At 67.4% G+C, this 25,738-nt stretch carries 17 protein-coding genes; 6 read left to right on the top strand and 11 right to left on the bottom strand.

What is annotated here, in order from left to right; genetic code table 11:
• Positions 1–44: 44 nt before the first annotated feature.
• The 4 genes from ORI27_RS08515 to ORI27_RS08500 are packed head-to-tail and all read left to right on the top strand — an operon-like array spanning position 45 to position 3,270.
• Entirely contained in the window at positions 45–401 is a 357-nt protein-coding gene (locus ORI27_RS08515; RefSeq protein ID WP_265996143.1) for an XRE family transcriptional regulator, read from the top strand.
• Between the two features lie 40 nt (positions 402–441).
• Positions 442–1,176, top strand: a complete 735-nt coding sequence (locus ORI27_RS08510) for a hypothetical protein (protein WP_265996144.1) — start codon at positions 442–444, stop codon at positions 1,174–1,176.
• A 39-nt stretch (positions 1,177–1,215) separates the two neighbouring features.
• Positions 1,216–2,496, top strand: coding sequence for a glycosyltransferase (locus ORI27_RS08505; RefSeq protein ID WP_265996145.1), 1,281 nt, complete (start codon positions 1,216–1,218; stop codon positions 2,494–2,496).
• A 45-nt stretch (positions 2,497–2,541) separates the two neighbouring features.
• Complete coding sequence (locus tag ORI27_RS08500; RefSeq protein WP_265996146.1) at positions 2,542–3,270, top strand: GAP family protein; 729 nt, start codon at positions 2,542–2,544, stop codon at positions 3,268–3,270.
• A gap of 7 nt (positions 3,271–3,277) precedes the next feature.
• On the opposite strand, the gene ORI27_RS08495 is transcribed toward ORI27_RS08500, so the two are convergent.
• The 8 genes from ORI27_RS08495 to mutA all read right to left on the bottom strand — a co-directional run bounded on the left by ORI27_RS08495 (position 3,278) and on the right by mutA (position 21,219).
• Positions 3,278–4,630, bottom strand: a complete 1,353-nt coding sequence (locus tag ORI27_RS08495; RefSeq protein WP_265996147.1) for a hypothetical protein — start codon at positions 4,628–4,630, stop codon at positions 3,278–3,280.
• A gap of 10 nt (positions 4,631–4,640) precedes the next feature.
• Positions 4,641–6,086, bottom strand: a complete 1,446-nt coding sequence (locus ORI27_RS08490) for a hypothetical protein (protein ID WP_265996148.1) — start codon at positions 6,084–6,086, stop codon at positions 4,641–4,643.
• Positions 6,011–7,447 carry a condensation domain-containing protein gene (locus ORI27_RS08485; RefSeq protein WP_265996149.1) on the bottom strand — a complete coding sequence of 479 codons (1,437 nt, stop codon included), beginning with the start codon at positions 7,445–7,447 and terminating at the stop codon, positions 6,011–6,013. Before ORI27_RS08485 ends, ORI27_RS08490 begins: the two co-directional genes overlap by 76 nt.
• Before the next feature lie 28 nt (positions 7,448–7,475).
• Positions 7,476–13,754, bottom strand: coding sequence for a sulfolipid-1 biosynthesis phthioceranic/hydroxyphthioceranic acid synthase (gene pks2, locus ORI27_RS08480; RefSeq protein WP_265996150.1), 6,279 nt, complete (start codon positions 13,752–13,754; stop codon positions 7,476–7,478).
• 1,016 nt (positions 13,755–14,770) lie between these two features.
• Positions 14,771–16,036: an esterase/beta-lactamase LipL gene (gene lipL, locus ORI27_RS08475; RefSeq protein WP_265996151.1), complete on the bottom strand. Its 1,266-nt coding sequence runs from the start codon at positions 16,034–16,036 to the stop codon at positions 14,771–14,773.
• 73 nt (positions 16,037–16,109) lie between these two features.
• Positions 16,110–17,093: a methylmalonyl Co-A mutase-associated GTPase MeaB gene (meaB, locus tag ORI27_RS08470; protein ID WP_265996153.1), complete on the bottom strand. Its 984-nt coding sequence runs from the start codon at positions 17,091–17,093 to the stop codon at positions 16,110–16,112.
• Positions 17,093–19,360, bottom strand: a complete 2,268-nt coding sequence (gene scpA, locus ORI27_RS08465) for a methylmalonyl-CoA mutase (RefSeq protein ID WP_265996154.1) — start codon at positions 19,358–19,360, stop codon at positions 17,093–17,095. The genes meaB and scpA overlap by 1 nt, the downstream gene beginning before the upstream one ends.
• The gene (gene mutA / locus ORI27_RS08460) at positions 19,360–21,219 is read right to left on the bottom strand and encodes a methylmalonyl-CoA mutase small subunit (protein ID WP_265996350.1); all 1,860 of its coding nucleotides are present in this window, start codon (positions 21,217–21,219) and stop codon (positions 19,360–19,362) included. Before mutA ends, scpA begins: the two co-directional genes overlap by 1 nt.
• Positions 21,220–21,398: 179 nt before the next feature.
• On the opposite strand from mutA, the gene ORI27_RS08455 reads away from it, so the two are divergent.
• Entirely contained in the window at positions 21,399–22,106 is a 708-nt protein-coding gene (locus ORI27_RS08455) for a TVP38/TMEM64 family protein (protein ID WP_265996155.1), read from the top strand.
• Here ORI27_RS08455 and ORI27_RS08450 read toward each other — a convergent pair.
• Both ORI27_RS08450 and ORI27_RS08445 read right to left on the bottom strand, forming a co-directional pair.
• Complete coding sequence (locus tag ORI27_RS08450) at positions 22,103–23,320, bottom strand: SPFH domain-containing protein (RefSeq protein WP_265996156.1); 1,218 nt, start codon at positions 23,318–23,320, stop codon at positions 22,103–22,105. The genes ORI27_RS08455 and ORI27_RS08450 overlap by 4 nt on opposite strands.
• A gap of 11 nt (positions 23,321–23,331) precedes the next feature.
• Positions 23,332–23,766 (bottom strand): NfeD family protein, encoded by a 435-nt coding sequence (locus ORI27_RS08445; RefSeq protein WP_265996157.1) that lies wholly within the window; start codon positions 23,764–23,766, stop codon positions 23,332–23,334.
• A 78-nt stretch (positions 23,767–23,844) separates the two neighbouring features.
• Between ORI27_RS08445 and ORI27_RS08440 the strand changes: the two genes are divergently transcribed.
• On the top strand, positions 23,845–24,705 hold the full coding sequence (locus ORI27_RS08440; protein ID WP_265996158.1) for a hypothetical protein: 861 nt from the start codon (positions 23,845–23,847) through the stop codon (positions 24,703–24,705).
• Here the strand turns inward: ORI27_RS08440 and ORI27_RS08435 are convergent.
• Positions 24,674–25,729 carry a ferrochelatase gene (locus tag ORI27_RS08435; protein WP_265996159.1) on the bottom strand — a complete coding sequence of 352 codons (1,056 nt, stop codon included), beginning with the start codon at positions 25,727–25,729 and terminating at the stop codon, positions 24,674–24,676. The two genes, ORI27_RS08440 and ORI27_RS08435, sit on opposite strands and share 32 nt — an antisense overlap.
• Positions 25,730–25,738: the final 9 nt, after the last annotated feature.

Raw genomic sequence — 25,738 nt, 5'->3', positions numbered from 1 at the left:
AGTTCTGGATACCCACTACCGGGAGTTCCGGGTTATTCTGAGGCGTGCCACGGACCGATGAAAACGGACGCCAGCTAAAAGCTCTTCTCGACTACCTCCTCGATGGAGATATCGACGCCAAGGACATCTACGATGCACTTAGGACCTCAAGCAGCACTTATTACCGGCGAGTGAAGGAGCGCGACTACCCCAACGCCGAAGAGTTGCGCTTGGTAGCAACGCGATTCGGGTTGAGCTACCCAGACCTGCAGGTGCGGTTCGGACTCATGAGCCGCCACGAGCTCCAGCAATATGTCGAATCGGCCCCATTTACGGTGACGACAATTAATTCTGTAACTGCGACACAAATTCCGGCGAAACTATCAGAATTAAGGCCTCGACTCGACGCACCTCCGCTGTAGTATTTGCTGAAGTTATTCGGGGGCGTAAGGCGACGAAGGCATGGGGCTCGGTGCACTAATCACGGTCACGCTGGTATGCATGGCCTGGAGCCTGTGGATTCGGCGAGTCACGTGGGGTTGTCGATGGGAAATCGCCGCCACATTGAACATTGCCCTGCAAGCCGCGGCGGTGCTCCTGATGTCGCCGCTGGCGTCGGAAACCCTCGGGCGGTGGCTGCACTCATTGACCGGAATCTGGAATCTCGAGGACTACATCGGCCACGACTGTTATGTGGTGGCGGCCTCGGCGATCGTCTACAACGCCCTGGGCCGGCTGCAGGACGACAACGCCATGCAAACCGCGTTCAAGCAGTACGTCGAACGTCCCGCGACCTTGTGCATCCCGCTGCTCCTGGTCGCGTTCTCGATGGGCAACGGCGCGACGATCTACCGCAGCGACTTCTTCACCGTGCCCACCGACTTCTGGCTGTCCGCCTACTGGCTGCTGCTGTGCGGAACCCTGATCTACCTGCTGGGCTACGGTTCACGGGCGCTGCTCATCCTGCGCCGCGATCCCCGGTCGCGGCGCATCGCCACCGTGTACCTAATGGCCTCGGCCAGCGGTGTCATCGCCTGCACCATCCGCATCATCACCGCCTACGTCCCCCCGTTGCAGGAGCTCGAGGGCGGCACGCTGATCTGGTTCTTCGCGTGCACCTGCGGTGCCGGTTTCGCACTGGCGTCGGCACATTCGTGGCGCATCAAGACCAGGTGGTTCACCCGGGCGGCGAGCTGACGGCGCGCGGCCACCGGCCGATCCCGATAATGGGTGTCGATGAAGTTCGCAGTGAGCATCCACGGCACGCGTGGTGATGTCGAACCCTGTGCAGCGGTCGCCCTCGAACTGCAACGGCGGGGCCACGATGTGCGGATGGCCGTGCCCCCCAACTTGGTCGGGTTCGTCGAATCCGCGGGCCTGCCGGCCACCGTCGGTTATGGTCCCGACTCGCAGAAACAATTGCAGGGCGACGTCTTCGAACGACCGGATGCCCTGACCGCCGCGAGCCCCGGGGACTGGGTGCGGCTGGGCAACCCGCTGATCGCCCTGCGCAAGGCCAGGGCGGCGGCCACCCGGGGCTGGGCCGAGATGAGCGACACGCTGGTGACCCTGACCGACGGTGCCGACCTGATCGTCACCGGGACGGCCTATCAGGAGATCGCGGCCAATGTCGCCGAGCTGCGCGGCCTCCCACTGGCCGAGGTGCACTACTTCCCGGTCCGGGCCAACACTGCGGTTCTGCCACTGCGACTGCCGGCAGCGGCGGTCAAGGCCGCGTATGCGGTGGGTGAATGGCTGCACTGGCGGCTGTTGAAACCCGCCGAGACCGAGCAGCGGCGCGCGCTGGGCCTACCGGCGGCCACCACCCGGCCGGTAGCCCGGATCGTGGCCGCCGGCGCGCTGGAGATCCAGGCCTACGACAAGGTGTTCTTCCCCGGGCTGGCCGACGAATGGGGTGACCGGCGGCCACTCGTCGGGTCCCTCACGCTGCAGCTGCCCACCGAGGTCGACGGTGAGGTGTCGTCATGGATCGCGGCGGGCTCGCCGCCCATCTACTTCGGCTTCGGCAGTATGCCGCTGGACTCCCCCGGTGACGCGGTGCGCATGATCACCGACGTGTGCGACGAACTCGGCGAGCGTGCCCTGATCTGCGCCGGGTTCTCCGAGTTCGACGACACCGCGACCGCTGGCCACGTCAAGCTCGTGGCGTCGGTGAACCATGCCGCCGTGTTCGGTTCCTGCCGGGCCGTCGTGCACCACGGCGGGGCGGGCACGACCGCGGCCGGGCTGCGCGCCGGAGTGCCCACCCTGGTGCTGTGGGTGGCGGCCGAGCAGCCGCTGTGGGGCAAACAGGTCGATCGGCTGGGTGTCGGCAGGTCCCGACGATTCTCGGCCTCCACCGCGGATTCGCTGCTGGACGACCTGCGAGCCGTGCTGGCTCCGGAAATGGCAGAGCGAGCGCGTTTGCTCGCGGCTCGGATGAGCCCGGTGGCCACCAGCGTCGCGACGGCCGCCGACCTACTCGAAGAGACCGCCCGCAACCGCCGCACCGGGTGACGTCCACACCACCTGCGACAGCCCGGCAAGGTAAGCTGGCGGCTCGTGTGGACAACCGTGGTGCTTCTCGGCCTCGCGGTGAGCATAGAGCCCGCCCGCGTCGGACTGATCGCCCTGCTGCTGACTCGCCCGCGTCCCATCCGGCACTTGTTCGTGTTCCTCTGCACCGGCTTGACCGTCAGCCTCAGTGTGGGATTTGCCGTCCTGTTCATCTTCCATCACAGCTTCCTGGGCAAGGCCAGCGCCGATCCCGCACTGATCCAGATCGGCATCGGCGTCGTGGCCCTGCTGCTGGGAGCGGTATTGGCCTCCAACATCCCGCTGGGCAAGTTCTCCCGGCGCGAGATGGCCGAGGTGCCCGCCGGCGGCGCCGGTGACGGCGCGGTTGTCGTGCAGGCCGCCGGGCCGCCGAGCAGGTTCAAGCGGCTGACCACCCGGGTGCGCGAATTCGCGCGGGGTGAATCCTCCTGGTTCTCCGGCTCGATCGGAGCCGCCCTGGCGATGCCCAGCGTCGACTACATGGCGCTGCTGGCGCTGATCATCGCGTCGAAGGTCGCGCCGATCGAGCAGGCCGTTGCCCTTGTCACCTTCCTGCTGCTGGCCAGTTGGGCGGCGGTGCTCCCCCTGCTGAGCTTCCTGGTGGCTCCGGGCAAGACCCGCGTCTGGGTGCAGCGCTTCAACGAGTGGATCCGCACCCGCACCCGCAGGCACGCCGGTGCGTTCGTGGCGGTGGTCGGCCTCATCCTGATCGGGGTCGGCCTGCACGGCCTGTGACCGCCCGTCACTCGATGACGGCGGTGAGCCCGAAATCGGTCAGGGTCGCCTCGGCCAGCTCGCGCAACCGCTGCTTGCTGTTCTCCGCGCCGATCTCATAGGCCTCGACCGAGATCACGACCTTGCCGTTGACCCGTGCGGACACCACGACGAGCTGGCCATGCGACCGCTCCATCTCCCGCAGGGTCACGTTCTGGTCCAGGGCGCGCAGAATCACCACCTCCGCAGTCGTGCCGTCGACCTGCGCGATCTGCGGCGGCAGATCGCCGAGGTTCGAGCAGGACACCGGCAGATCCTCGGAGTAGGAGAACAGCAACTCGGCCACCCCTTTGACCGCGGCCTTGGGTAACCATGGCATCAACGGAAACAGTTCCATGGTGGGGTCGGTCTGGTTCTTGGCCGACTGCCGGGCCTCGCGAACCACCGCGCGCGACTCGGTCAGGTCGACGGTCACCTTGTCCGGGTCGACGGTGGCGTTGGCGAAGGCCATCGCCAGGGCACGGTCGTCTTCCAGACTCTCGCGCAGGTTGATCGCGATGACCAGTGTCACGGCTCCGTCGGAGCGCCGGCGTCGGCCAAGTCGCTCCGCGAGCTTCGCAGTGACCCCGACCAGAAGTGAATAGCTGTTTCCGCCAAGGCTTTCCGCGCGCGAATCCCACTCCGGGATGTCGATGATGACCGCCACCGACGGTACCGTGACGAACTGTTCGTCGGGCTGGCTGCCAGCGCGGGCCTTTCTGGATTCGGCGAGTTCTTTGCGCTTTCCCCACAACAGCTTCGCGCCTTTGACCAGCGCCCGGCGGGTCTCGGGCAGGTCACGCAAGACCTGGCGCGCGTCGTCGGCCAACGCCTGCCTGCGGGTGCGGGCCCCGGGCCGGTCATATCCCGCGTCGCGAACGGTATCGGTGACCGCTTCGAAGATCGCCAGCCCCGCGGCGGTGCCGTCGCCGATCACATGCGAGCCGACCATGCTGATCGCGGTGGAACCGTCGGTGAGCGGCTGGACGACGAGGTACCACGTCGGGCCGTGCTCGGGGTCGATCGGCAGGCCGGCGAGTTCGTCGGCCCAGTCCATGAGTTCGGTGCGCGGACGGGGCGTTTCGTTGATCTGGATCTCCGAGGGCGCCCGGCCGGGCTTGACCCACCTCGGCCGGCCGAACGGCAGTGGCGACCGCTCGATGTGTCGTCCGCCGTGCGATTCGGCGAAGTTGCGGTGAAACCGGCGCAGCCCCTCGAAGTCGACCGGATGCTCGTACACCCAGACGCACTGCATCAGCTGGCCACGACCGGTGGCCCGCATCATCTCGAACGCGGTCTGGTCGAAGTATTCGAGTCGATGTCCCTGAGCATCAGTCGTCACTGCTGCACCCTCACTCGATAACGCCGGACAGGTCGAATTCCGAAAGGGTTTGGGCGATCACCTCACGCAGCCGCGCCCGCGAGTTGTCGGCGCCCGGTTGATAACTCATGACCGGAACGATCACCTTACCGGCAAGGCGCGCGGATGCCACCGTCATCAGTCCGCGCCGCTTCTCGAGAACATCCGCGCCGAGATTGCGGTCCACACCGCCGAAGTACACCCGCTCGGCGGCGGTGCCGTCGAGGCGGAGCATGTCATCGGGAACGTCGCCCATGTTCGAGCACGACACCGGCACATCGGCGGAGAAGCCGAACGCCATATCGGCGATGCGGCCCATGGCCCGCCTCGGCAGAAACGGGATCAGCGGCAACAGCTCCACCATCTCGTCCGGCGTTTGCCGCGCAACGGTCAACCCCTGCTTGATCGCCGCACGCGCGGTGGAGAGGTCGTTGGCGACCGGGCCCGGGTCGAACTGCACGTTGGCGATCGTCACGACGTTGCCGCCGGTGTCACCCGGGCTGTCGCGCTCACTGACCGGGATCATCAAGGTCACCACACCGTCGGTGGCTCGCGTCCGGCCGATGTTCTGCGCCAGCTTGCCGGCAAACCCGGCGACCAACGAAAAGTGATTGCCACCAAGGCTTTTCGCTCGGCTATCCCACTCGCCCAGGTCGATGACCGCCGTGCTGAACGCCGTCATCACGGAGTCACCGGCGGCGACGGCGGAGTGGGGCGCCGGCGCACCGGGGCGCACCAATTCCTCCTTGCGGCGCGTCGCGACCTTGACTGCCTTCCGCAGAGTTCGGCCGATCTCCGGCAGGTCCTTGCCCAGCTGGCGGAGATCCTCGACGACCGCACGCGAGCGGCTGCGGGAATGTCTCGGTGGATAGCCGAGGTCCTTACCGCTGTCGTTGATCGCCGCGACGATCGACGCGACGGTACCGCCACCGTCGACGACGGTGTGCGAAAGGACCAGGCCCACCGCGCTGGTTCCGTCGGTGAAGGACTGCACACCCAGCCGCCAGGCCGGACCGTACTCGGGGTCGAGCGGCAGTTCCACCTGCTCGTGCGCCCAGTCGTACAGCTCCTCCCGCGGTCGCGGCTGCTCGGCGACGTCCAGCGGCGCCTGCGGGCCCGGCACCGAAACCCAGCGATGCCGACCGAAGGGCAGCGGCGATCGTTCGATCAGCCGCCCGACCAGTCCGTGGCCGAAGTTCTGGTGGAACCGGCGCACACCGTCGAGGTCCACGGGGTGCTCATAGATCCACAGGACCTGCATGACGGCCTCTTGACCCGCACCCCGCAATGCCAGCAGCAACGCCTGGTCGGCATACGGCACCACATTATCGGGTGCGGGGTGGCGATCCTCCCCCACCGGTGTCAGGCCGTCGCGATGGGCAAGCGAGACGACGACACCAGTTCGGAACGGCCGTCGGCCACCCGCAGGTACACGCACTTCATCAGTTCCACGAATTCGGCGACCGACTCCCGCGCGATCGGGTTGTCGGGATAGGCCACCGTGATGATCGTGCCCTCGGTACGCCGGTTCACCCACATGCCGACCTGATTGGCGGCGCCCAGATCGGTGTAGATATGTCCGTTGAGCGCATACCACTGGGACATGATCACCGGGTTCAGCGGCGGCAGACCGACGTCGAGATAGGACAACATCGGAACACCGGGGCCGGCTGGCCGGATGCCCGGCGAGGACTCCGCCAGTTCGTAGACCCGTTCGATCGGCACGTTCGCCAACGGCATTCCTGAGTCGAACGACTCCTGGGCGGCGCGGGCGACCTCGGCGAAGGAGCGGGCCGCAACGGGCACCGACAACGGGACCACACCGGTGAACCACCCGGTCGTCATGAACTCGGCGGGCGTGCTGCGGGTGGTCGTCGGCGTGATGACGTAGTAGTCGTCGTCACCGGTCAGCTGCCGGTGGGCGATCGCCGCGGCGGCGAACACGCCGCCGATGAAGCGGACACCGGCCGCGGTGCAGGCCGACTCGAAACGGTCCGACTCGTGCTCGTCCATGAGTTGCACGGTGAGCAGATCACCGCTGCAGGGCACCGACGGATCACCCAGCGGCAGCGCGAACGTCGGCATGGTTCCGCCGTTGTTCCCGAGGAATTCCAGCCAGCCGCGGACATCCGGCGATTCCATGGTCAACTCTTCGGTGTAGTCACGCTGACGCACGCAGTAGTCGTGGTAGCTGCCGGCATCCGGCAACCGCAGCGGCGCGCCACCGCCGGCCAGCGCCTCGTAGTTCATGTGCATCTCCACGAACAGCGCCATCATCAACATCGCATCGGCGTGCAGGTGGTCGACGCTCACGTAGAACGTGAAGTGGTCCGCGCGCTGGATCACTCCGAACCGGAAGCAGTCCCATTCCAGCGGGCTCGGGGTGTCGAGCACGTGCTTGCGCCACTGCGTCGAGTTCATCTCACCGTGCTTGGTGGCCACGAACTGGATGTCATTGGGATTCTCGACCGTGTGGCGGAGCAGCTCGTCGGTGTCGTCGAACTCGAACCAGCTGTGGTACGTGTCGTGCCGGCGCAGGTAGGCGTTGATGACGAAGGTCATCGCCCGCACATCGCACTTGCCCGGCATGTTCCACGCCGGGATCAGCAGCCGCGCCATCTCCAGCCCGTTGGCCGTGTGATTGCGGTAGGTGCGGATGTGCTGGCCCTGCTGATAGCTGGCAGGTACCTCGCTGACCGGCGCTTCGGCAACCTTCTTCAGGCACGCCGGCGACGGGCTCCACGACACAACCGTGCCCGGCGCGTCAACCCAGTCATGGATTGCGGTAAGTGCAACCACAGTCAGATTCCCCTATCGACCCAATTAATCAACGTGCTGCCGTGATGACGCCGGCCAGCGTTTCGCACAAGCTCTCCGCCAGCGACCGGACAGTCGTTATATCCATCGATCGGACACGTATTCCCGTTTCAGTTTCGATACGGGTACGCAGCTCGAGGTTGCCCAACGAGTCCAAACCGTACTCCGAAATCGGCCGGTCTGGGTCGATGGAGCGGCGCAGGATCAGGCTGAGCTGCTCGGATACCAGCCGCCGGATCCTCGTCGGCCACTCGTCGCGGGGCAGTTCATGCAGTTCCGCGCGGAAGGTACTGGTGTCCGCCAGCCGGTCACCACTGGCCAGGAACGCCTCGGCGAACGGGCTGCGGGCGGCCAGATCGGTCAGCCACGGCGTACCGATAATCGGTGCGTAGCCGCTGTAGGCGCGATCGTGGCGCAGCAGCGCCTCGAAGGCATGCGCGCCCTCGTCCGGGCTGATCATCGTGGTTTCGCCGGAGGCGGCCAGGTGCTTGCCCGCACCGATCTCGTCCCACGCGGCCCACGCGATCGCGGTGGCGGGCAGCCCCTGCGAACGGCGCCAGTGGGTGAACCCGTCGAGCCAGCTGTTGGCCGCGGCGTACGCGCCCTGGCCCGGCGAGCCCATCAGGGCCGCCGCCGAGGAGAACGAGCAGAACCAGTCCAGCGGTTGAGCCGTGGTGGCCCGGTGCAGGTGCCAGGCACCGTAGACCTTCGGAGCCCAGTCCCGGTCGATCAGCTCGTCGCTGATATTGGTCAGGATCGCGTCCTCGACCACCGCGGCGGCGTGCAGGACACCGCGCACGGCCAGGCCGGTGGCGGTGGCCACCTCCACCAGACGGTCGACGGTCTCCGAGAGCGCGATGTCGCCGCTGACGACCTCGACCTCGGTGCCGGCCGCCCGCATCCGGGCGATCTCCGCGAGCGCGTCGGCCCTCGGTTCCGAGCGGGAGTTCAGCACGAGCCGACCGCAACCGGCGGCCGCCATCTTCGACGCGAGGAACAAGCCCAGGCCGCCCAGACCACCGGTGATGATGTACGAGCCGTCGCGGCGGAAGACCTTGGCCTGCTCCGGCGGCACGACGACAGTGCTGTGACCCACCTTCGGCACCGACAGCAACAGCTTGCCGGTGTGCTCGGCCGCACCCATCACCCGGATGGCGGTGGCCGCATCGGCCAGCGGGTAGTGCGTCGTCTCCGGCTGCGGCAGCACTCCCTCGGCGGTCAACCGGTACACGGTGTTCAGCAGCTCGCGGATCTGCTCGGGGTGCGTGGTGCTCATCAGCGCCAGGTCGACCCCGTAGAAGGACAGATTGCGCCGGAACGGGAACAGCCCCAGCCGGGTGTCGCCGTAGATGTCCTTCTTGCCGATCTCGACGAAGCGTCCGCCGAAGGCCAGCAGGTCGACGCCGGCCCGCTGGGCCGCGCCGGTCAACGAGTTGAGAACGATGTCGACGCCGTAGCCGTCGGTGTCGCGGCGGATCTCCTCGGCGAAGGCGGTGCTGCGCGAATCGTAGACATGCGTGATACCCATATCGCGCAGGATGTCCCGGCGCTCCTCGGTACCGGCGGTGGCGAAGACCTCCGCCCCGGCGGCGCGGGTGATCGCGATCGCGGCCTGCCCCACACCACCGGTGGCGGAGTGGATCAACACCTTGTCACCGGAGGAGATCCGGGCCAGGTCATGCAGGCTGTGCCAGGCCGTCGCCGCCGCGGTGGACACCGCGGCGGCCTGATCGTCGCGCAGTCCGGGCGGCAGCGTCACAGCGACGTCGGCGTCGCAGGTCACGAAGGTCCCCCAGCACCCGTTGGGCGACATGCCACCGACATGATCGCCCACCCGGTGCGAGGTGACCTGCGGGCCGACAGCGGTGACGACACCGGCGAAGTCGATACCAAGCTGCGGGTTCAGTCCCTCGAAGCTCGGGTAGCGGCCGAAGGCGAGCAGGACGTCGGCGAAGTTGAGGCTGGACGCGGTGACCGCGACCTCGATCTGGCCCGGCCCCGGTGGGATCCGGTCGAACGCGGCCAGTTCCAGGGTCTGCATGTCGCCCGGGGTGCGGATCTCCAGGCGCATGCCGTCGCGGGCATGATCGACGACCGTGGTGTAGCGCTCGTCGGGGCGCAGCGGGCTCGGATACAGGTGCGCGGTGTACCACTCACCATTGCGGAACGCCGTCTCGTCTTCCTCCGAGCCGCTCAGGAGCACCCGGGCCAGCAGCTTGGAGTCGACATCGTCGTCGACATCGATCTGGCTGGGCCGCAGCTGCGGATACTCGGCGCCGATCACCCGCAGCAGACCGCGAAGGCCGGCCTGTTCGAGGTTGGGCCGGTCATCGGCCAGCACCGACTGTGCGTTGCGGGTGATCACGTAGAGCCGGGGTGGCTCGCCGGCGGCGTCGGCGAGTTCGCGGGAGATGCGCACCAGATGGCGCACATGCTCTCCTCCGCGGTGCGGCAGCTGCTCTTCGGGGCAGCCGTTACGCGCGGCACTGACGACGACGACGTTGTGGAAACCGCCCTCGGAGAAGAACGACCCGAGCCGCTCGGCGTTGCCGGTGTGGTCGCCCTGCTGCGGCCACGACATCGTGGTCACGTCGGCGTCGTTGAGTTTCAGCGCGTCGGTGAGCGCCGAGGACAGCAGATCGGCGGCGTCCGATGTGCTGATCACCAGCCAGGTGGCGGCAACGGTGTGGGCGATTTCGGCGACCTGATGCTGGCGCCACTCGATGCCCAGCAGGCGCTCGTTGAGCACCCGGTCGCCTTCGTGGTCCTCGGACATCCCGCTGCCCATCCGCAGACCCTCAACAGTGAACAGCACTGTGCCGTAGTCGTCGAGGAGGTCGATGTCGGCCTGCACGGAAGAACCGTCGAGCGAGGTCACGCGGGTCAGGCAGTAACGGGCGTTACGGGTCGGGCCGTGCACCCGGAGGCGGTCGACGCCCAGCGGCAACAACAGCCCGCCGGTACCGGAGGCCTGCACGCCCGGATGGGCCGCGACCGACTGGAAGCAGGCGTCCAACAGCGCCGGATGGACGCCATAGCTGCTCTGCTGGTTACGAATCGACGTGTGCAGGCCGATCTCGGCGAGCACGGTGTCGGTGGATTCATCGGCGGCATTCACGGCCAGCAGCGCGGTGAACGCCGGACCGAACTGCACACCGCGGCCGTCGAACCACTGCCGGACACCCTCGCCGTCCGCGTGGTTCGGGTGGGCCTCGCGCAGCGCGTCCATGTCGTAGGGCTGGGCCCGGTCGACGGACTCAGCGGCACACAGCGTCGCACCGGCGCGGCGCTCACGCTCGCCGTCGGTATCGGTCTCCACGACGAAATCGAGGGCGCCGGAGGCCTCCGCCGAGGCGACCGCGCTGACCGGGGTCTCATCCTTGAGCAGCAACATCCGCTCGAAGGTGACATCGCGGACCTCGGCGTCGTCACCGAAAACGGTGCGCGCGGCGGCCAGCGCCATCTCGCAATAGGCCGCGCCGGGCAGCGCCGCCACATTGTTGATCTGGTGGTCGACCAGCCAAGGGTGCGCGGCGGTGCCGACCTCGGCCGCCCAGGCGTGCCGCTCGGGCTCCTCCAGCAGCCGGACGTGCGAGCCCAGCAGGGGGTGGGCGGCAACCAGATGGGCGCCACGCGCCTGATGGTCGGTGCCGTCGGTGACCAGCACCAGACTGCGGTGCGTCCAGGTGGACAGCGGGGCGTCCACCAGCCGGCCGGCCGGGTACAGCACCGAGAAGTCGATCTGAGCGCCGGCGGCGTACAGGTCGCCCAGGAAATCACCCAGGCCGTTCGGAACTTCCTGACCGCGCCGCATGCCGGCCAGCGCGGCGACGGTGATGTCCAGCGTGCCGGCCGTCTGATCGATGGCACGAATCAGCAGCGGGTGCGGGGCGAGCTCACCGAAGACGCGGAAGCCGTCCTCCAGCGCGGTCTGCACGGCGGCCGAGAACCGAACCGTGTGGCGCAGGTTGTCCACCCAGTAGTCGGCATCGCAGTACGGCTGCTCGCGAGGATCGAACGAGGTCGCCGAGTAGTACGGCACCTCGGGGGCCATCGGCGTGATGTCGTCGAGCATCTCGGCGAGCTCGTCGAGAATCGGATCGACCTGCGGCGAGTGCGACGCCACGTCGACGTTGACCTCGCGGGCCATGATCTCGCGGGCCTCCCAGCCGGCCACGATCTTGCGGACGGTCTCGGTGGCGCCACCGATCACGGTCGACTTCGGCGATGCCACGACGGCGACGACCACATCCTCGATGCCTTGCTGCTCGAGCTCCTCGCGCACCTGCTGGGCGGGCATCTCGACCGATGCCATCGCTCCCCCGCCGGCCAGCCGCAGGCACAGCAGCGAGCGGCGGCAGATGACTTTGACACCGTCTTCCAGGGACAGGGCACCCGAGACGACGGCGGCGGCGACCTCACCCAGTGAATGGCCGATCACCGCGCCGGGCTGTACCCCGTAGGCACGCATCGTGGCCGCCATCGCGACCTGCACGGCGAAGATGGTCGGCTGGACCCGGTGGATGCCCTCGACGGTTTCGGGAGCCGTCATCGCCTCGGTGACCGAGAAGCCCGATTCGGCGGCGATCAAGGGCTCGATCTCGGCGATCTTGGCGGCGAAAACCGGCTCGGTGGCCAGCAACCCGCTGCCCATCGATGCCCATTGCGAGCCCTGCCCGGAGAAGATCCATACCGGTCCGCGATCGTCGTGGCCGGCGGCGGCCTGGTAGGGCTCGTCGCCGTCGGCGACCTGGCGCAGCTGCTCGATCAGTCCGGCACGGTCCTCGGCGATCACCGCGGTGCGCAGGGAGCGGTGTCCACGCCGGCGGCTAAGCGTGTAACCGAGATCCGTGAGCGACAGTTCCTCGCCCGCGCCGTCGACCCAGTCCGCCAGCCGGGCCGCGGTGTTCCGGAGCCCATCCACCGAGGTCGAGCTCACCGGGAAGAACAGCAGGTCCTTGGCAGCCGGCGCCGAGTCCGCGTCGATGACGACGGGAGACTCGGGGGCCTGCTCCAGGACGGCGTGCACATTGGTCCCGGACATGCCGTAGGACGACACGCCCGCGCGGCGCGGACCCCCGTCCTTGGGCCACGCGGTCGTCTCGGTCGGGATGAACATCCCGGTCTTGATCTTGGACAGCTTCTCGGGCAGCTGATTGAAGTGCAGGTTCTGGGGAATCACCCCGTGGTGCACCGCGAGGACGGCCTTCATCAGGCCCAGGACACCCGCCGCGGATTCGGCATGTCCGAAGTTGCTCTTGACGGACGTGAGGGCGCATGGGCCCTCTTTTCCGTAAACGCTGGAGATGCTGTTGAACTCGATCGTGTCGCCCACCGGGGTGCCGGTGCCGTGCCCTTCGACCATGCCGACGGTGTCGGGGTCGACACCGGCCGCGGACAGCGCGGCCTGGAACACCGACACCTGGGCGTCCTTCGACGGGGTCAGGATGTTGTCGGTGCGGCCATCTTGGTTGGACGCGGTGCTCTTGATCACCGCCAGGACACGGTCACCGTCGCGCTGGGCGTCGTCGAGACGCTTGAGGACGACGACCCCGCAGCCCTCGGCGCGGACGAAGCCGTCGGCGGCGACGTCGAACGAGTGGCAACGCCCGGTCGGCGACAGCATGCCCTGCCCCGACGACGAGGCATAGAGGCGCTGATCGAGCATCAGCATCACGCCGCCGGCCAGTGCCATGTCGCTTTCACCCTCGTGCAGGCTTCGACACGCCTGGTGCACCGCGACCAGGCTCGAGGAGCAGGCCGTATCGGTGGTCAGTGCCGGGCCGTGCAGACCGAGGGCATGCGAGATCCGGCCCGACGCCATGCTGAACGGGTTGCCGGTGAACGCGTAGGCTTGATCGAAGGCACCGGCGTCGCTGGTCACCATCGCGTAGTCGTCATGGGACATCCCGATGAAGACACCGGTCGACGTACCGGACAGGGACGACGGCGTGAAGCCCGCCTGTTCGGTGGCTTCCCAGCAGGTCTCCAGCAGCACGCGGTGCTGCGGGTCCATCGCTGTCGCCTCGCGCTCGTTGATGCCGAAGAAATCGGGGTCGAAGCCGGTGGCGTCGTCGATGAAGGCACCCCACTTCGACACCGAACGGCCGGGCACACCCGGCTCGGGGTCGTAGAGGTCGTCGCCGTCCCACCGGTCGGCGGGGATCTCGGTGACCAGATCGGCGCCCTCGAGCAACGCCGCCCACAGCTTGTGCGGCGAGTCGATACCACCCGGCAGCCGGCATGCCATGCCGACGACGGCGATGGGGGTGACAGATGTCTGACGCACGTCCGCTCACACCTCACTTCTTCACGCTGGGCAAGACAACCATCCCGACCACCTGGCGTTAGCCGCCCAAGCCGAAGTTGCCAATGTGCTCGGTAGCTTAGCCGTTTTTCGTTACGACTGCGAGAAATGTTTCATGTTTTTGATTAGAGATTGGACAATGTGGCGGTACTTCGGTGTCGTTCTTGCGAGTCCGGTGCATATCCGATAGCTGTGCCCGCCACGCCGGGCATCCGCAAGAGCGTCGTTACCATCTTGAGACGATGTCGAAAAATCACTCTGACCATCACTTTTAGTGACCGTTCAGCCGCCGGTCAGCCACCCGGACAGCTTCGGACGGCACACTCTCGGGGCCTGGGGCGAAGTTGCAGAGTGTTTACTGTCGCAATTTCAACACAAATTAGTTTCGATGCCGTTATAGCAAATTTCGGTATTGCGATCGCCGAATTAGCGTCGTCGACCAATGTCAATTATGGTTCCACCACCGTTATTCATTAGTGAATTCCGCCGGCGCCGGCGCTGAGCCGAGCTCTCATGGTCGGACCATCCTGAGAGATTCCGCAACCTTGGCTCAGGTTCTGAAAACCCTTTGACCTGTGATTATCCACGACAGGCACAGGATATGGCTATTAACCTGAGAGTAGCCTGAGATTTCAAGATCGGGAATCTCCCAACCGTGAGGCCTACCACATTCCTGGGAGCATGAAGCGGTCGATTACCGGTTCCCCGGTATTTGCCTGAGCGGGTCAGCAAACGCAACAGGATAAATGACCGGCTATTTGCGGACCATTGGCGAACTTTTGCATGAAAGCGAACTTCGAGATGGTTCATGCGGCGCTCCGTGACATTTGTCACCCCTTTAGCCAGGCCTTGTGAAGTACCTGTGAAAGTTTGCTGGAGGGGGTTCAGACAGGCATCTGGTGAGGTCAGCGACCACCGCATCGAAGTCTGCGACCAGGCAACATGCCGCCAAAGTGGGCACATCAGCAACGTGCTGACGGGGGCGGTCAGGTGCCCGATCAGCCAGCGACAACCCCCGAGGACGTCGGCCCGAATGACGCGCCGAACTCCTCGACGGGTTCGAAGCCGTGCCGGCGAGCCGCCGCGGCACCGCGCCGGATGAGCGCCGCGGTGGCGACGAAACCGGCCTGGTCGATAACCACGAATGGCGTCAGCAAGCGATTGTGAACGAAGCTGAACGACAGGCCGGACTCGGGGATCGCCCAGCCCAGCGAACCACCCAGCCCTACATGACCGAAGCCCGGCAGCACGCCGGGTATCGGCAGCGAGTGATAGCCGAGATGGAAGCCCAGCGGCAGGATCAGGTTGCGGTCCGGGGTCAGGTTTCGCCGACCGGTCAGACCGGCGACCAGCGCCGACGACAGGTAACGCCGGCCGTCGATCTCACCCCCGTTGGCGATAGCGCCGTACATGCGGGCCAGACCGCGCGCAGTGGCGATGCCGTTGGCCGAGGGCAACTCGCTGTCGAGCAGCGGCATCGCGCCTTGGACCGTCGACCGCATGCCGGGGAAGTACATCGAGCCGAAGATCGCCGACATCTCAAGTGCCGCGATCCGGGGGGCGACGGCGTTGAAGATCGGGTTGGGGATGTTGAGCTGCGGGCCGATGATGCTGGCTGCCCGCGTCGGCGCGCCCGCCGGCGGCCGCCCCAGGTGAATCCCGTCGGTATCGAGCGGCTCGGCCACCTCGGTGCGGATCAGCTCGCGCATCCCCCTTCCGGTGACCGCACGGGCCAGCCCGGAGAGCAGCCAGCCGTAGGTGAGCGCGTGGTAGGCAGGCTTGCCGAAGTATCGGCCGACCGGTGCCGCGGCGATCCGTTCCTCCATGACGTAGTGGTCGAGCAGGTCGCGTCGTCGAACTCCGCGCAGATGCGCCAGCCCGGCACGGTGGTGCATCACATCGCGAACGGTGATGTCCGCCTTGCCGCTGGCGCCGAACTCCGGCCAGTATTCGGCGACCGGGGCGTCGTAGTCGATCAGGCCACGGTCGACGAGCCGGTGGATGACGGTCGAGGCCACGCCCTTGGTCGCCGAGAACACCATGGCTCCGGTGTCGGCCGACCAGCGCTGCCGCCCGCGACGATCCGACCAGCCGGTCCACACGTCGACGACGGGCTGCCCGTCGAGGTAGACCGCCAGCGCTCCGCCGCCGAAGCGCGGATGGCCGAACATCGCGGCGAAGTTCCGCAGCGCGCAGGCGAAGTTCGGGTCGGCGGCACCCTGCAGCCCGTGGGGCAGGGTGTCGCGTTCACGCGCCTGAGTCACACAGAGGAATTTAATCGGCCTAAGCACATCTGCAGCAAATTGTTGCCAAAATGTTAACTTGACACGCGGACCGTCACATTGACTGTTCGGTCGCATCGAGGATTCGCTGGGCCGCCAGCGCGGGCGTGAGCTCGCCGTCGCGAACCTGGCGTTCGATCTCCGGTCGCTGGGCCCGGACGACCGGGTGGTTCAGCACCCGGTCGAGGACGGCATCGCGCACCATCGACCAAGTCCAGTCCACCTGCTGGGCGCGCCGGCGCGCGTCGAACTCGCCTGCCTTGGTCAACACATCGCGATGGCGCAGGATCGTCTCCCACAGTTCCCGCAGCCCCATACCTTCGATCGCACTCATTGTCAAAACCGGTGGGCGCCAAAGCGTTTCGTGAGGGTGGATCAGTCTGATCGCCGCCGCCAATTCGCGTGCGCATGCCTTCGCCTCGGTGGCGTGCGAACCGTCGGCCTTGTTGACCACGATAATGTCCGCGAGCTCCAGCACCCCTTTCTTGATGCCCTGAAGCTGGTCACCGGTGCGGGCCAGGGTGAGGAATACGAAGGTGTCCACCATGTTGGCGACCGTCACCTCGGACTGCCCGACCCCGACGGTTTCCACCAGGATCACGTCGAATCCGGCGGCCTCGGCGAGCACGATCGTCTCCCGAGTCGCCTTTGCCACCCCACCGAGTGTCCCCGATGTCGGCGATGGACGGATGTACGCATCCGGGTGTACGGCAAGCTTCGCCATCCGGGTCTTGTCCCCCAGGATCGAGCCACCGGTGCGCGTCGACGAGGGATCGACCGCCAGCACCGCGACCCGGTGGCCCTGCTCGATGAGGTACATCCCGAGCGCCTCGATGGTGGTCGACTTCCCCACCCCCGGCACGCCGGTGATGCCGACGTGCAGGGCGTTGCCCGCATCCGGCATCAGCTCCAGCAGCAGGCGTTGCGCCTGATCGCGGTGGTCGGCGCGGGTCGACTCGACCAGGGTGATCGCCCGCGACAGCGCCGCACGATCACCACTGCGGATCGCCTCGGCCAGTGCTGCCACGTCGGGAGGCATCAGGTGAGGTCGTAGCCGAGCCGCTCGGCGAGCTTGTGCAACAGATCGACCGCCGCATCGGCGATGACCGTGCCGGGCGGGAAGATCGCGGTGGCGCCCGCGGCGTACAGCTCGTCGAAATCACCCGGCGGGATGACACCACCGACGACCACCATGATGTCGGGTCGCCCGACCTCGGCGAGTGCGTCACGCAACGCCGGCACCAGTGTCAGGTGACCGGCGGCCAGCGAGGACACTCCGACCACATGAACGTCGTTGTCGGCGGCCTGTTGCGCGACTTCCTCCGGAGTGGAGAACAGCGAGCCCACATCGACGTCGAAACCGATGTCGGCGAACGCGGTCGCGATGACCTTCTGCCCGCGGTCGTGGCCGTCCTGGCCCATCTTCGCGACCAGGATGCGGGGCCTGCGGCCGTCGGCCTCGGCGAACTTGTCTACCAATTCGGTTGCGGCACTCACGTTTTGGGCCTTCCCGACCTCGTCTCGGTACACCCCCGCGATGGTGCGGATCTCAGCCTGATGCCTGCCGTACACCTTCTCCAGGGCATCGGAGATCTCACCGAGAGTCGCCATGGCACGCGCGGCATCGATGGCCAGCGCCAGCAGGTTGTTGCCCAGGCCGTCTGGGTCTTCCGCGCGCCCGCACGGATTAGCGCCTGCCGCCCGGGAGAGTTCGGCCAGCGCCGCCTGGCAGGCCGCCTCGTCGCGGTCGGCGCGCAGCTTCTCCAGCTTGGCCAGCTGCTCGGCGCGCACCCGGCTGTTCTCGACTTTGAGGACTTCGATGTCCTCGTCGGAGTCGACCTGGTACTTGTTCACCCCGATCAGCGGCTGTGCGCCGGAATCGATCCGCGCCTGGGTGCGCGCCGCGGCTTCCTCGATGCGCAGCTTCGGGATGCCCTCGCTGATGGCCTGCGCCATGCCACCGTGCTCGGCCACCTCGGCGATGTGCGCCCGGGCCTTCTCCGCCAGCTGGTACGTCAGCCATTCGACGTAGTAGGAACCGGCCCACGGGTCGATCGGTCGGGTGGTCCCGGACTCCTGCTGCAGCAGCAGCTGGGTGTTGCGGGCGATGCGCGCGGAGAAGTCGGTGGGCAGCGCCAGCGCCTCATCGAGAGCGTTGGTGTGCAGCGACTGGGTGTGACCCTGTGTTGCGGCCATCGCTTCCACGCAGGTCCGAGCGACATTGTTGAACACGTCCTGGGCGGTCAGCGACCAGCCTGAGGTCTGTGAATGGGTGCGCAGAGAAAGGGATTTCGGATTCTTGGCGCCGAACTCGGCCACCAGTTCACTCCACAGCAGACGGCCCGCGCGCAGCTTGGCAACCTCCATGAAGAAGTTCATCCCGATGCCCCAGAAGAACGACAGCCGAGGCGCGAACTTGTCGACGTCAAGCCCGGCGTCCCGCCCGGCCTTGAGGTATTCCACCCCGTCGGCCAGCGTGTAGGCCAGTTCCAGATCGGCTGTGGCGCCTGCCTCCTGGATGTGATAGCCGGAGATCGAGATGGAGTTGAACTTCGGCATCTTGGCGCTGGTGTAGGCGAAGATGTCCGAGATGATCCGCATCGACGGCTTCGGCGGATAGATGTAGGTGTTGCGGACCATGAACTCTTTGAGGATGTCGTTCTGGATGGTCCCGGCCAGTTTCTCCGGGGGTACCCCCTGCTCCTCGGCGGCCACCACGTACAGCGCCAGGATCGGCAGCACCGCGCCGTTCATGGTCATCGACACGCTGACCGTGCCCAGGTCGATCCCGTCGAAGAGCTGGCGCATGTCCAGAATCGAGTCGATGGCCACCCCGGCCATACCGACGTCGCCGGCCACCCGCGGATGGTCGGAGTCGTAACCGCGGTGGGTGGCCAGGTCGAACGCCACCGAGAGGCCCTTCTGGCCGGCCGCCAGGTTGCGCCGGTAGAAGGCATTGGATTCGGCAGCGGTGGAGAACCCGGCGTATTGGCGGATGGTCCACGGCTGGTTGACGTACATGGTCGGGTACGGGCCGCGGATGAACGGCGGTTCGCCGGGGAAGCTGTCCAGCGGATATCCCGCCGCGACGACGGCGTCACGGTCGGCGCCGACGTACACCGGCTTGACGGCGATGCCCTCGGGGGTCTGCCACTCCAGTTGCTCGGCGGTGTAACCGTTCGCCGACGCGGCGGCGGCGACGTGGTCGGCGACGGCGGCCTCGGTGGGCGCAGGCACGGGGCGCTCACCGTGCAGCGGGACGTCGGCGAAGCTGGGTACGGTGCCGGTGCCGGTGGTGGTGGTCATCAGGCCCCCAATCGGGTGAGCAGGGACGAAAGCGCTTCGACCGCATCGATTTTGGCGGTCAGGTAACCGTCGGGACGAGCGGCGGCAGGAATGTCGGAGACCGCCTTCTCCGGGCCGGCGAGCAGGATTTGGTCCAGTCCGGCCGCACGGGCGGCCGCCACCACATCGGCGGCATCGGTGCCGTAGCGGGCGTCGGTGCCGCAGATCACCGCCACCGATGCGCCGGCCTCGGCGACCGCGGCGGCCGTCCCGGCGGCGTCGACGGTGCCTGGGTTGACCGTTTCGATCCCGCCGGAGGCGAGCAGGTTGGCCGCGAACGTGGCCCGGATGTTGTTCTCGGCCAGCGGACCCAGCGGCAACAGCAGCACGAGGGGCCGTGAACCGGTGCGTTGGAGATGAGCGTCGGAGCGGTCTCGGAGGGCTTCGAAGCCGGCGGCGTAGGGGCGCACCGTGTCCGACGAATCGTAATGGGGCAACGGCGGTTCGGACAGGTTCGGGAATTCATTGATTCCCGTCACCGGTGTCCGTCTGTGGGCGATGTCGTCGGCGCGACGCGCCCGCACCTGCTCGATCTGTTCGGCCACGTGATCGCGCGCCGCCACGAAGCCGCCCCGGGACTCGATGTCCTGGAAGTGCGACCACGCCTGGGCGGCAAGGCTTTCGGTGAGATCCTCGACATACCACGAGCCGCCCCCTGGGTCCAGCACCCGCCCCACGTGCGACTCCTCGAGCAGCAACAGCTGGGTGTTTCGGGCGATACGGCGGGCGAAGCCCGCACTGATCCCGGGGAACCCACTCGGGATCGCCACGTCGAACGGCAGCACCGCCACCGTGTCCGCTCCGCCGACGCCGGCGCCGAACACGGCCAGCGTGGTACGAAGCATGTTCACCCACGGATCGCGCTGGGTCATCATCGGCAGCGAGGTGACCGCGTGCACCGTTGCCGCCGCGCTGTCGGGCTCGCCGAGCACGTCGGCAACCCTGGCCCACAGTTGACGGACCGCACGGAATTTGGCGATCGCCATGAACTGGTCGTCATCGGCCACCAGGCGAAAGCTGATCTGGCGCACCGCGTCGGCGACCCCAATGCCGTTGTCGACCAGATCCCGCACATACTCGACGGCCGCGCCCAGCACACCGGCGAGCTCCCACGCCGCATTCGCGCCGCGGTTGTGGAACGCCGGCCCGTCGATGGTGATGGCACGCACCCCGCCGCGTCCGGCCACGGTCGCGGCGACCTGCGCCACCTCCTCGACCGTTGGGGCGCTGCGGCCACTGAGCGGAGCGGTGAGTGGGTCGGCGCCCAGGTCGATGGACAGTCCCGGAGTTCCCCGGGTCGCTTCGCTCCTGCCCGCCGATGTCGCGCGCTGGGCGTCACCGGCGCCGGCCACCAGTGCCAGCACCGCTTCGGAGGCGGCACCGAACTGCGCCCCGGCGTCGATGATCACCGGCGCGAGTTCCAGGTAGACCCCCTCCAACAGCCGGTCCAGATCGGCGGGGGCCACGCCGCCGTCCCCGACGCGCAGCACCAGCGCGCTGACCCCGTCGGCGAGGGCTCCCAGCACCGCGTCGTTGCCGTCGCCGGTGACGTCGGCGGCGCCGAACACCTCGGCAACCTTCCAGCCCGAAACGACATCGCGGTGCGCATCGGCACCACGGACAAACGGCCAACTGCCTGGCAGCGGCGCTTCCGGAAGTTCGTCCAGCGAGGTGTAGAGCGGCCGAATCGGAAAGCCCTCATAGGTGGGCGAATCCAGCAGCGTCTCAGGCTCGGCGGGCAGATCCGCCGGATCGCGCCGGCTGCTCTTGGCCAGCACGCCGGCCACCGCGGTGCGCCAGCGGGCGCGGCCTGTCTCCATCTCCACCGACACCGGCAACTCCTGTTGTCACAGCTTGCGGGCGCCCTCAACCGGAAACGCCATCAAACCATCAGGCTAAATGATGGCCTCGGGCCTGACGTCGCCGAGTGCGCGCGCCGACCCCGGAATTCGCCTCTCGTCCCGGGGAGCGTCACAACCTGCCCGTAATCTTGCTAAACGTGACGTCGAAGACCCGCAGCACGTTGCGCAGCGTGAGCTCAGCGGTGGTCTCCACAGCGCGCCAGGTATCCCGGACGCGCATCGTCGTCACCGCGATCGCCAGTGTGATTCTCGTCGCAGTCGTGCTGCTGGTGCCACTACCGACCGCCGTACAGCTTCGGGACTGGGCGACATCACTGGGAGCCTGGTTCCCACTGGCATTCCTCGGAGCACACACCGTGGTCACGGTGTTCCCATTCCCCCGCACCGCGTTCACGCTGGCGGCCGGCCTGCTGTTCGGCCCCGCCCTGGGCGTGGCGATCGCCGTGGTCGCGAGCACCCTGAGCGCACTCATCGCGCTGCTGCTGGTCCGGGCGCTGGGATGGCAGGTCAGCAAGCTGATCAGCCATCCGGCGGTGGCGTCGGTCGACGCCCGGTTGCGGGCGCGCGGCTGGCAGGCGATCTTCTCGCTCCGGATGATTCCCGCCGTGCCGTTCTCGGTGCTCAACTACGCCGCCGGAGCATCGGCCGTCCGAGTCCTGCCCTACCTGTGGGCGACACTGGCCGGTCTGATACCCGGCACCTCCGCCGTGGTGTTTCTCGGCGACGCGCTCACCGGCAACATCAGTCCGCTGCTGGTGCTGGTGTCGGTGTGCACCGCGGCCGTGGGCGTCGCCGGGCTGGTCTACGAGGTGCGGGTGCACCGGCGGCACCACCGGACCGGCTAGGTGGCGCGGTGGGCGCCGGGCGGCTCCGGGGCGTACTGCGACGGCGGGGCCTGCTGCTCGGACAACGGCGGGTATTCACGCCTGGGCGCCAGGCTCGGTTGGGCCGGCGGGGCAAGGTCGTCAACCGATGTGCGTGCGTCGGCCACCGCCTCGGCGATCGCCGGGTCGGTCTTGGTGTCGAACCAGTCGGCAACCTCATCGGCGTCGTCATCGGCTTTGGGTGGCGTTTCGTCGACGGGCGACGGTGTGTACCGGAACACCCCGTCCTCGCCCGGGGCGCCGAGCAGCTTGGTGAATCCCTGCAGGGCCGAGCCGAAGTCGCTGGGTACCAACCACACCTTGTTGGCCTCGCCTCTGGCCATCTGCGGCAGCGTCTGCAGGTACTGATACGCCAGCATCTCCGGCGTCGGCCGGCCCGCCTTGATCGCGGCGAAGGTCTTCTCGATGGCCTTCGCCTGACCCTGGGCCTGCAGGTAGGAGGCGGCACGCTCGCCCTGGGCCCGCAGAATCCGGGATTGCCGGTCCGCCTCGGCAGCCAGGATCGCCGCTTGCTTGGCGCCTTCGGCGGCCAGAATCTGTGCCTGCTTCTGGCCTTCGGCCTGCTTGATCGAGGCCTCCCTGCTGCCTTCGGCGGTGAGGATCATCGCGCGCTTCTCCCGGTCGGCGCGCATCTGCTTTTCCATCGAGTCCTGGATGGACGGCGGCGGGTCGATACTGCGCAGCTCCACCCGGGCTACCCGAAGTCCCCAGCGGCCGGTGGCTTCATCGAGCACACCGCGCAGCTGCCCGTTGATCTGGTCACGACTTGTCAGGGTCTGCTCGAGAGTCATACCGCCGACCACGTTGCGCAGCGTGGTGGTGGTCAGCTGCTCCACACCGACGATGTAATTGCTGATCTGATAGACCGCGGCCTGCGGATTGGTGACCTGGAAGTACACCACCGTGTCGATGTTGACCGTCAGGTTGTCCTCGGTGATCACCGGTTGCGGCGGAAAGGACACCACCCGCTCACGCAGGTCTACCCGGGCACGGACCTTGTCGATGAACGGGATCAGCAGGGTGAGCTGCCCGGAGACGGTCTTGCTGTAGCGCCCCAGCCTTTCGATGACGGCCGCCTCGGCCTGTGGGATCAGGGCGACCGACTTGGCGACGACGATGATCGCGAAGATCACCAGCACCGCGAGTAGGACCAAACCGGCGATGGCACCGTCCATGACTGTTCTCCTTAGCCGTTCTTCCAGACGACGGCGGTGGCGCCATCGATGTGCATGACGGTCACGTGGTCGCCCGGCTCATAAACATCGTGGTCGTTGTAGGGGCGAGCCGTCCAGATTTCGCCGTCGAGTTTCACCTGGCCTTCATGCTGGGACACCCGGTCCAGCACCAGCGCATTCTTGCCCTCCAGCGCTTTGACCGGCTCGGGCAATCCCTTACCCGCGGCGAACTTGCGACGCAGCGCCGGGCGCACCAGCGCCAGTAGCAGCACCGAAACCACCAGGAATACCGCCCCGTCGGCCCACACCGGCAGGTCCAGCAGCCAACTGGAACCGGCGGCGGCCAGCGCACCGCCGGACAGCATCAACAGGAACATGTCGCCGGTCAGTGCCTCGGCACCGGCAAGGCCCAGCGCGAACACGAGCCAGATCAGCGCCGCGGGCATGAGATCAGGATATCGCGGCAAACCGCGGGGCGGTCGCAGAAAGCCGGTTCGAGGTGGAACCACTACACTGCGTGCATCATGTGGTGCCCAAGTGTTTCGCTGGCCGTGTGGGCCAACGCCTGGCTCGCCGGCCAAGCCGCGCCCGACGACGTCCTTGACGCGTTATCGACCTGGGCGCCAACGCATTCGGTGACCGCCTATGATGCCGTGGCAGCCGGACACACCGGCCTGCCCTGGCCGGACGTCGACGACGCGGGCGCGGTGTCGCTGCTGCAGACGCTGCGGACCGTTGCCGGCCGATCGAACGATGCCCGGCCCCCCGCGATCAGCGTCGCGCTGCCGGTTCCCGGCGACGTTCGCGGCCTGGCTGCCGGAACCCAGTTTCAGCGCGACGCCCTGGCCTCGGGCGAGGCGATCATCGTCACCAGCCCCGCCGGGGACACCATCGGCCTGGTTCCCGACTTCGAATACGACGATGCCGACGACGAGTTGCCCGACGGCGACCGGGTGCCGGAGCTGTACGCGCTGTCGTGGACGGTGTATTCCCTTCCGACCGGCCCGGTCATCGACCACACCGACCTCGGCGACGCCGAATACACCCTGCGTTCGGCGGTGCGGTCGGCCGCCGAGGCGCTGGGCGCCCTGCAACTCGGCGCCGCGGGCGGTATCGACGATCCACGGGGGCTCGTCGAGCAGCTGCTCGAAACCGGCAGGCACCACCGCGCCCCCGATCACGCCCCAACCCGCGCGCTTCGGGTACTGGAAAACGCCGCACACGTGGACGCGATCATCTCGGTGAGCTCGGGACTGATGCCGATCGGCACACAGAGCGCGTCGGAGGCTCAGATCGCCAACGACGCGTTACGGCCGCTCGCGTCGGTCGTGCGCTCGGCACGGGTCGCCGCGGTCATCGCGATCCTGCACTCGGCCTGGCACTGACCACACATTCGGTGGTGCACAGCTGGCCGTTGACGCTCGACCCGTAACCCGGAACCGGCTGGGCACCAACCATCTTCGCGGGATCGCGACCGTCGCGCGCCGCGTCGAGGAGGTCGAGGACCAACTGGGCGAAGCGACGCTGGGCGTTGAGCGTCGACGCACGGGCCAGCGCGATACCGAGTTGGTCGGCCTGCTCACGCAGTTCGTTGTCCAGATCCCACACCACCTCGATGTGATCCGAGACGAACCCGACCGGACAAACCAGCACGGCCTCACATCCCGATTCAGCTAGGGCCGAGAGATGTTCTGCGACATCGGGTTCCAGCCACGGAACCTGAGGCGGACCAGATCGGGACTGCCAGACCACGTCATAGTCGGAGTAGCCGGCCGCGGCGGCGACCAGGCCTGCGGCGTATCGAACCTGGCGGGCGTACAGGCCAGGTCCGCACCGGTCCGCGGCGCGCACCGGTATCGAATGGGCGGTGAAAACCAGCCTGGCGTCAGCGCGCAACGGTTCCGGCAGGGCCGCGGCGGCGGCCGCGATGGCGTCGGCAAACATAGCCACCAGCAACGGATGGTCGAAGAACTGGCGCAGCTTCACCAATTCGGGGGCACCGTCTCCGACGGCGGCTCGGGCGCGGACGATATCCTCCTGGTACTGCGCGCAGCCGGAGTAGCCGCCCCACGCCGAGGTGGCGAACACCGCGGCGCGCCGCACACCGTCGGAAGCCATTGTGGCGACGGTGTCTTCGACGAGCGGATGCCAGTTTCGGTTGCCGAAGTAGACCGGTAGGTGCTCGCCGCGGTCGGCGAGCTCGGCGCGGATCTCGTCGATCAGGGCGCGGTTGATCCCGTTGATCGGGGATACCCCGCCGAAATGCAGGTAATGCTCGGCGACGGCCGCCAACCGCTCCGGTGGGATGCCGCGACCGCGAGTGACGTTCTCCAGGAACGGCATCACCTGGTCGGGGCCCTCCGGCCCGCCGAAGGAGAGCACCAGGAGCGCATCAAACGAGGTGGGCACGAAGTCCTT

Origin of the sequence: Mycobacterium pinniadriaticum (genome assembly GCF_026242045.1) — a bacterium.
GTDB classification, from domain to species: Bacteria; Actinomycetota; Actinomycetes; order Mycobacteriales; family Mycobacteriaceae; genus Mycobacterium; species Mycobacterium pinniadriaticum.
Note: the sequence above shows the minus strand (reverse complement) of the source record. Positions and strands in the feature narration are given on the sequence as shown.

Bases quoted from the DNA above. Each gene is read 5' to 3' on its own strand.
- ORI27_RS08445 (WP_265996157.1), bottom strand. From the start codon at position 23,766: ATGCCCGCGGCGCTGATCTGGCTCGTGTTCGCGCTGGGCCTTGCCGGT.
- ORI27_RS08510 (WP_265996144.1), top strand. From the start codon at position 442: ATGGGGCTCGGTGCACTAATCACGGTCACGCTGGTATGCATGGCCTGG.
- ORI27_RS08505 (WP_265996145.1), top strand. From the start codon at position 1,216: ATGAAGTTCGCAGTGAGCATCCACGGCACGCGTGGTGATGTCGAACCC.
- scpA (WP_265996154.1), bottom strand. From the start codon at position 19,360: ATGACCACCACCACCGGCACCGGCACCGTACCCAGCTTCGCCGACGTC.
- mutA (WP_265996350.1), bottom strand. From the start codon at position 21,219: ATGGAGACAGGCCGCGCCCGCTGGCGCACCGCGGTGGCCGGCGTGCTG.
- ORI27_RS08450 (WP_265996156.1), bottom strand. From the start codon at position 23,320: ATGGACGGTGCCATCGCCGGTTTGGTCCTACTCGCGGTGCTGGTGATC.
- ORI27_RS08440 (WP_265996158.1), top strand. From the start codon at position 23,845: ATGTGGTGCCCAAGTGTTTCGCTGGCCGTGTGGGCCAACGCCTGGCTC.
- meaB (WP_265996153.1), bottom strand. From the start codon at position 17,093: ATGCCTCCCGACGTGGCAGCACTGGCCGAGGCGATCCGCAGTGGTGAT.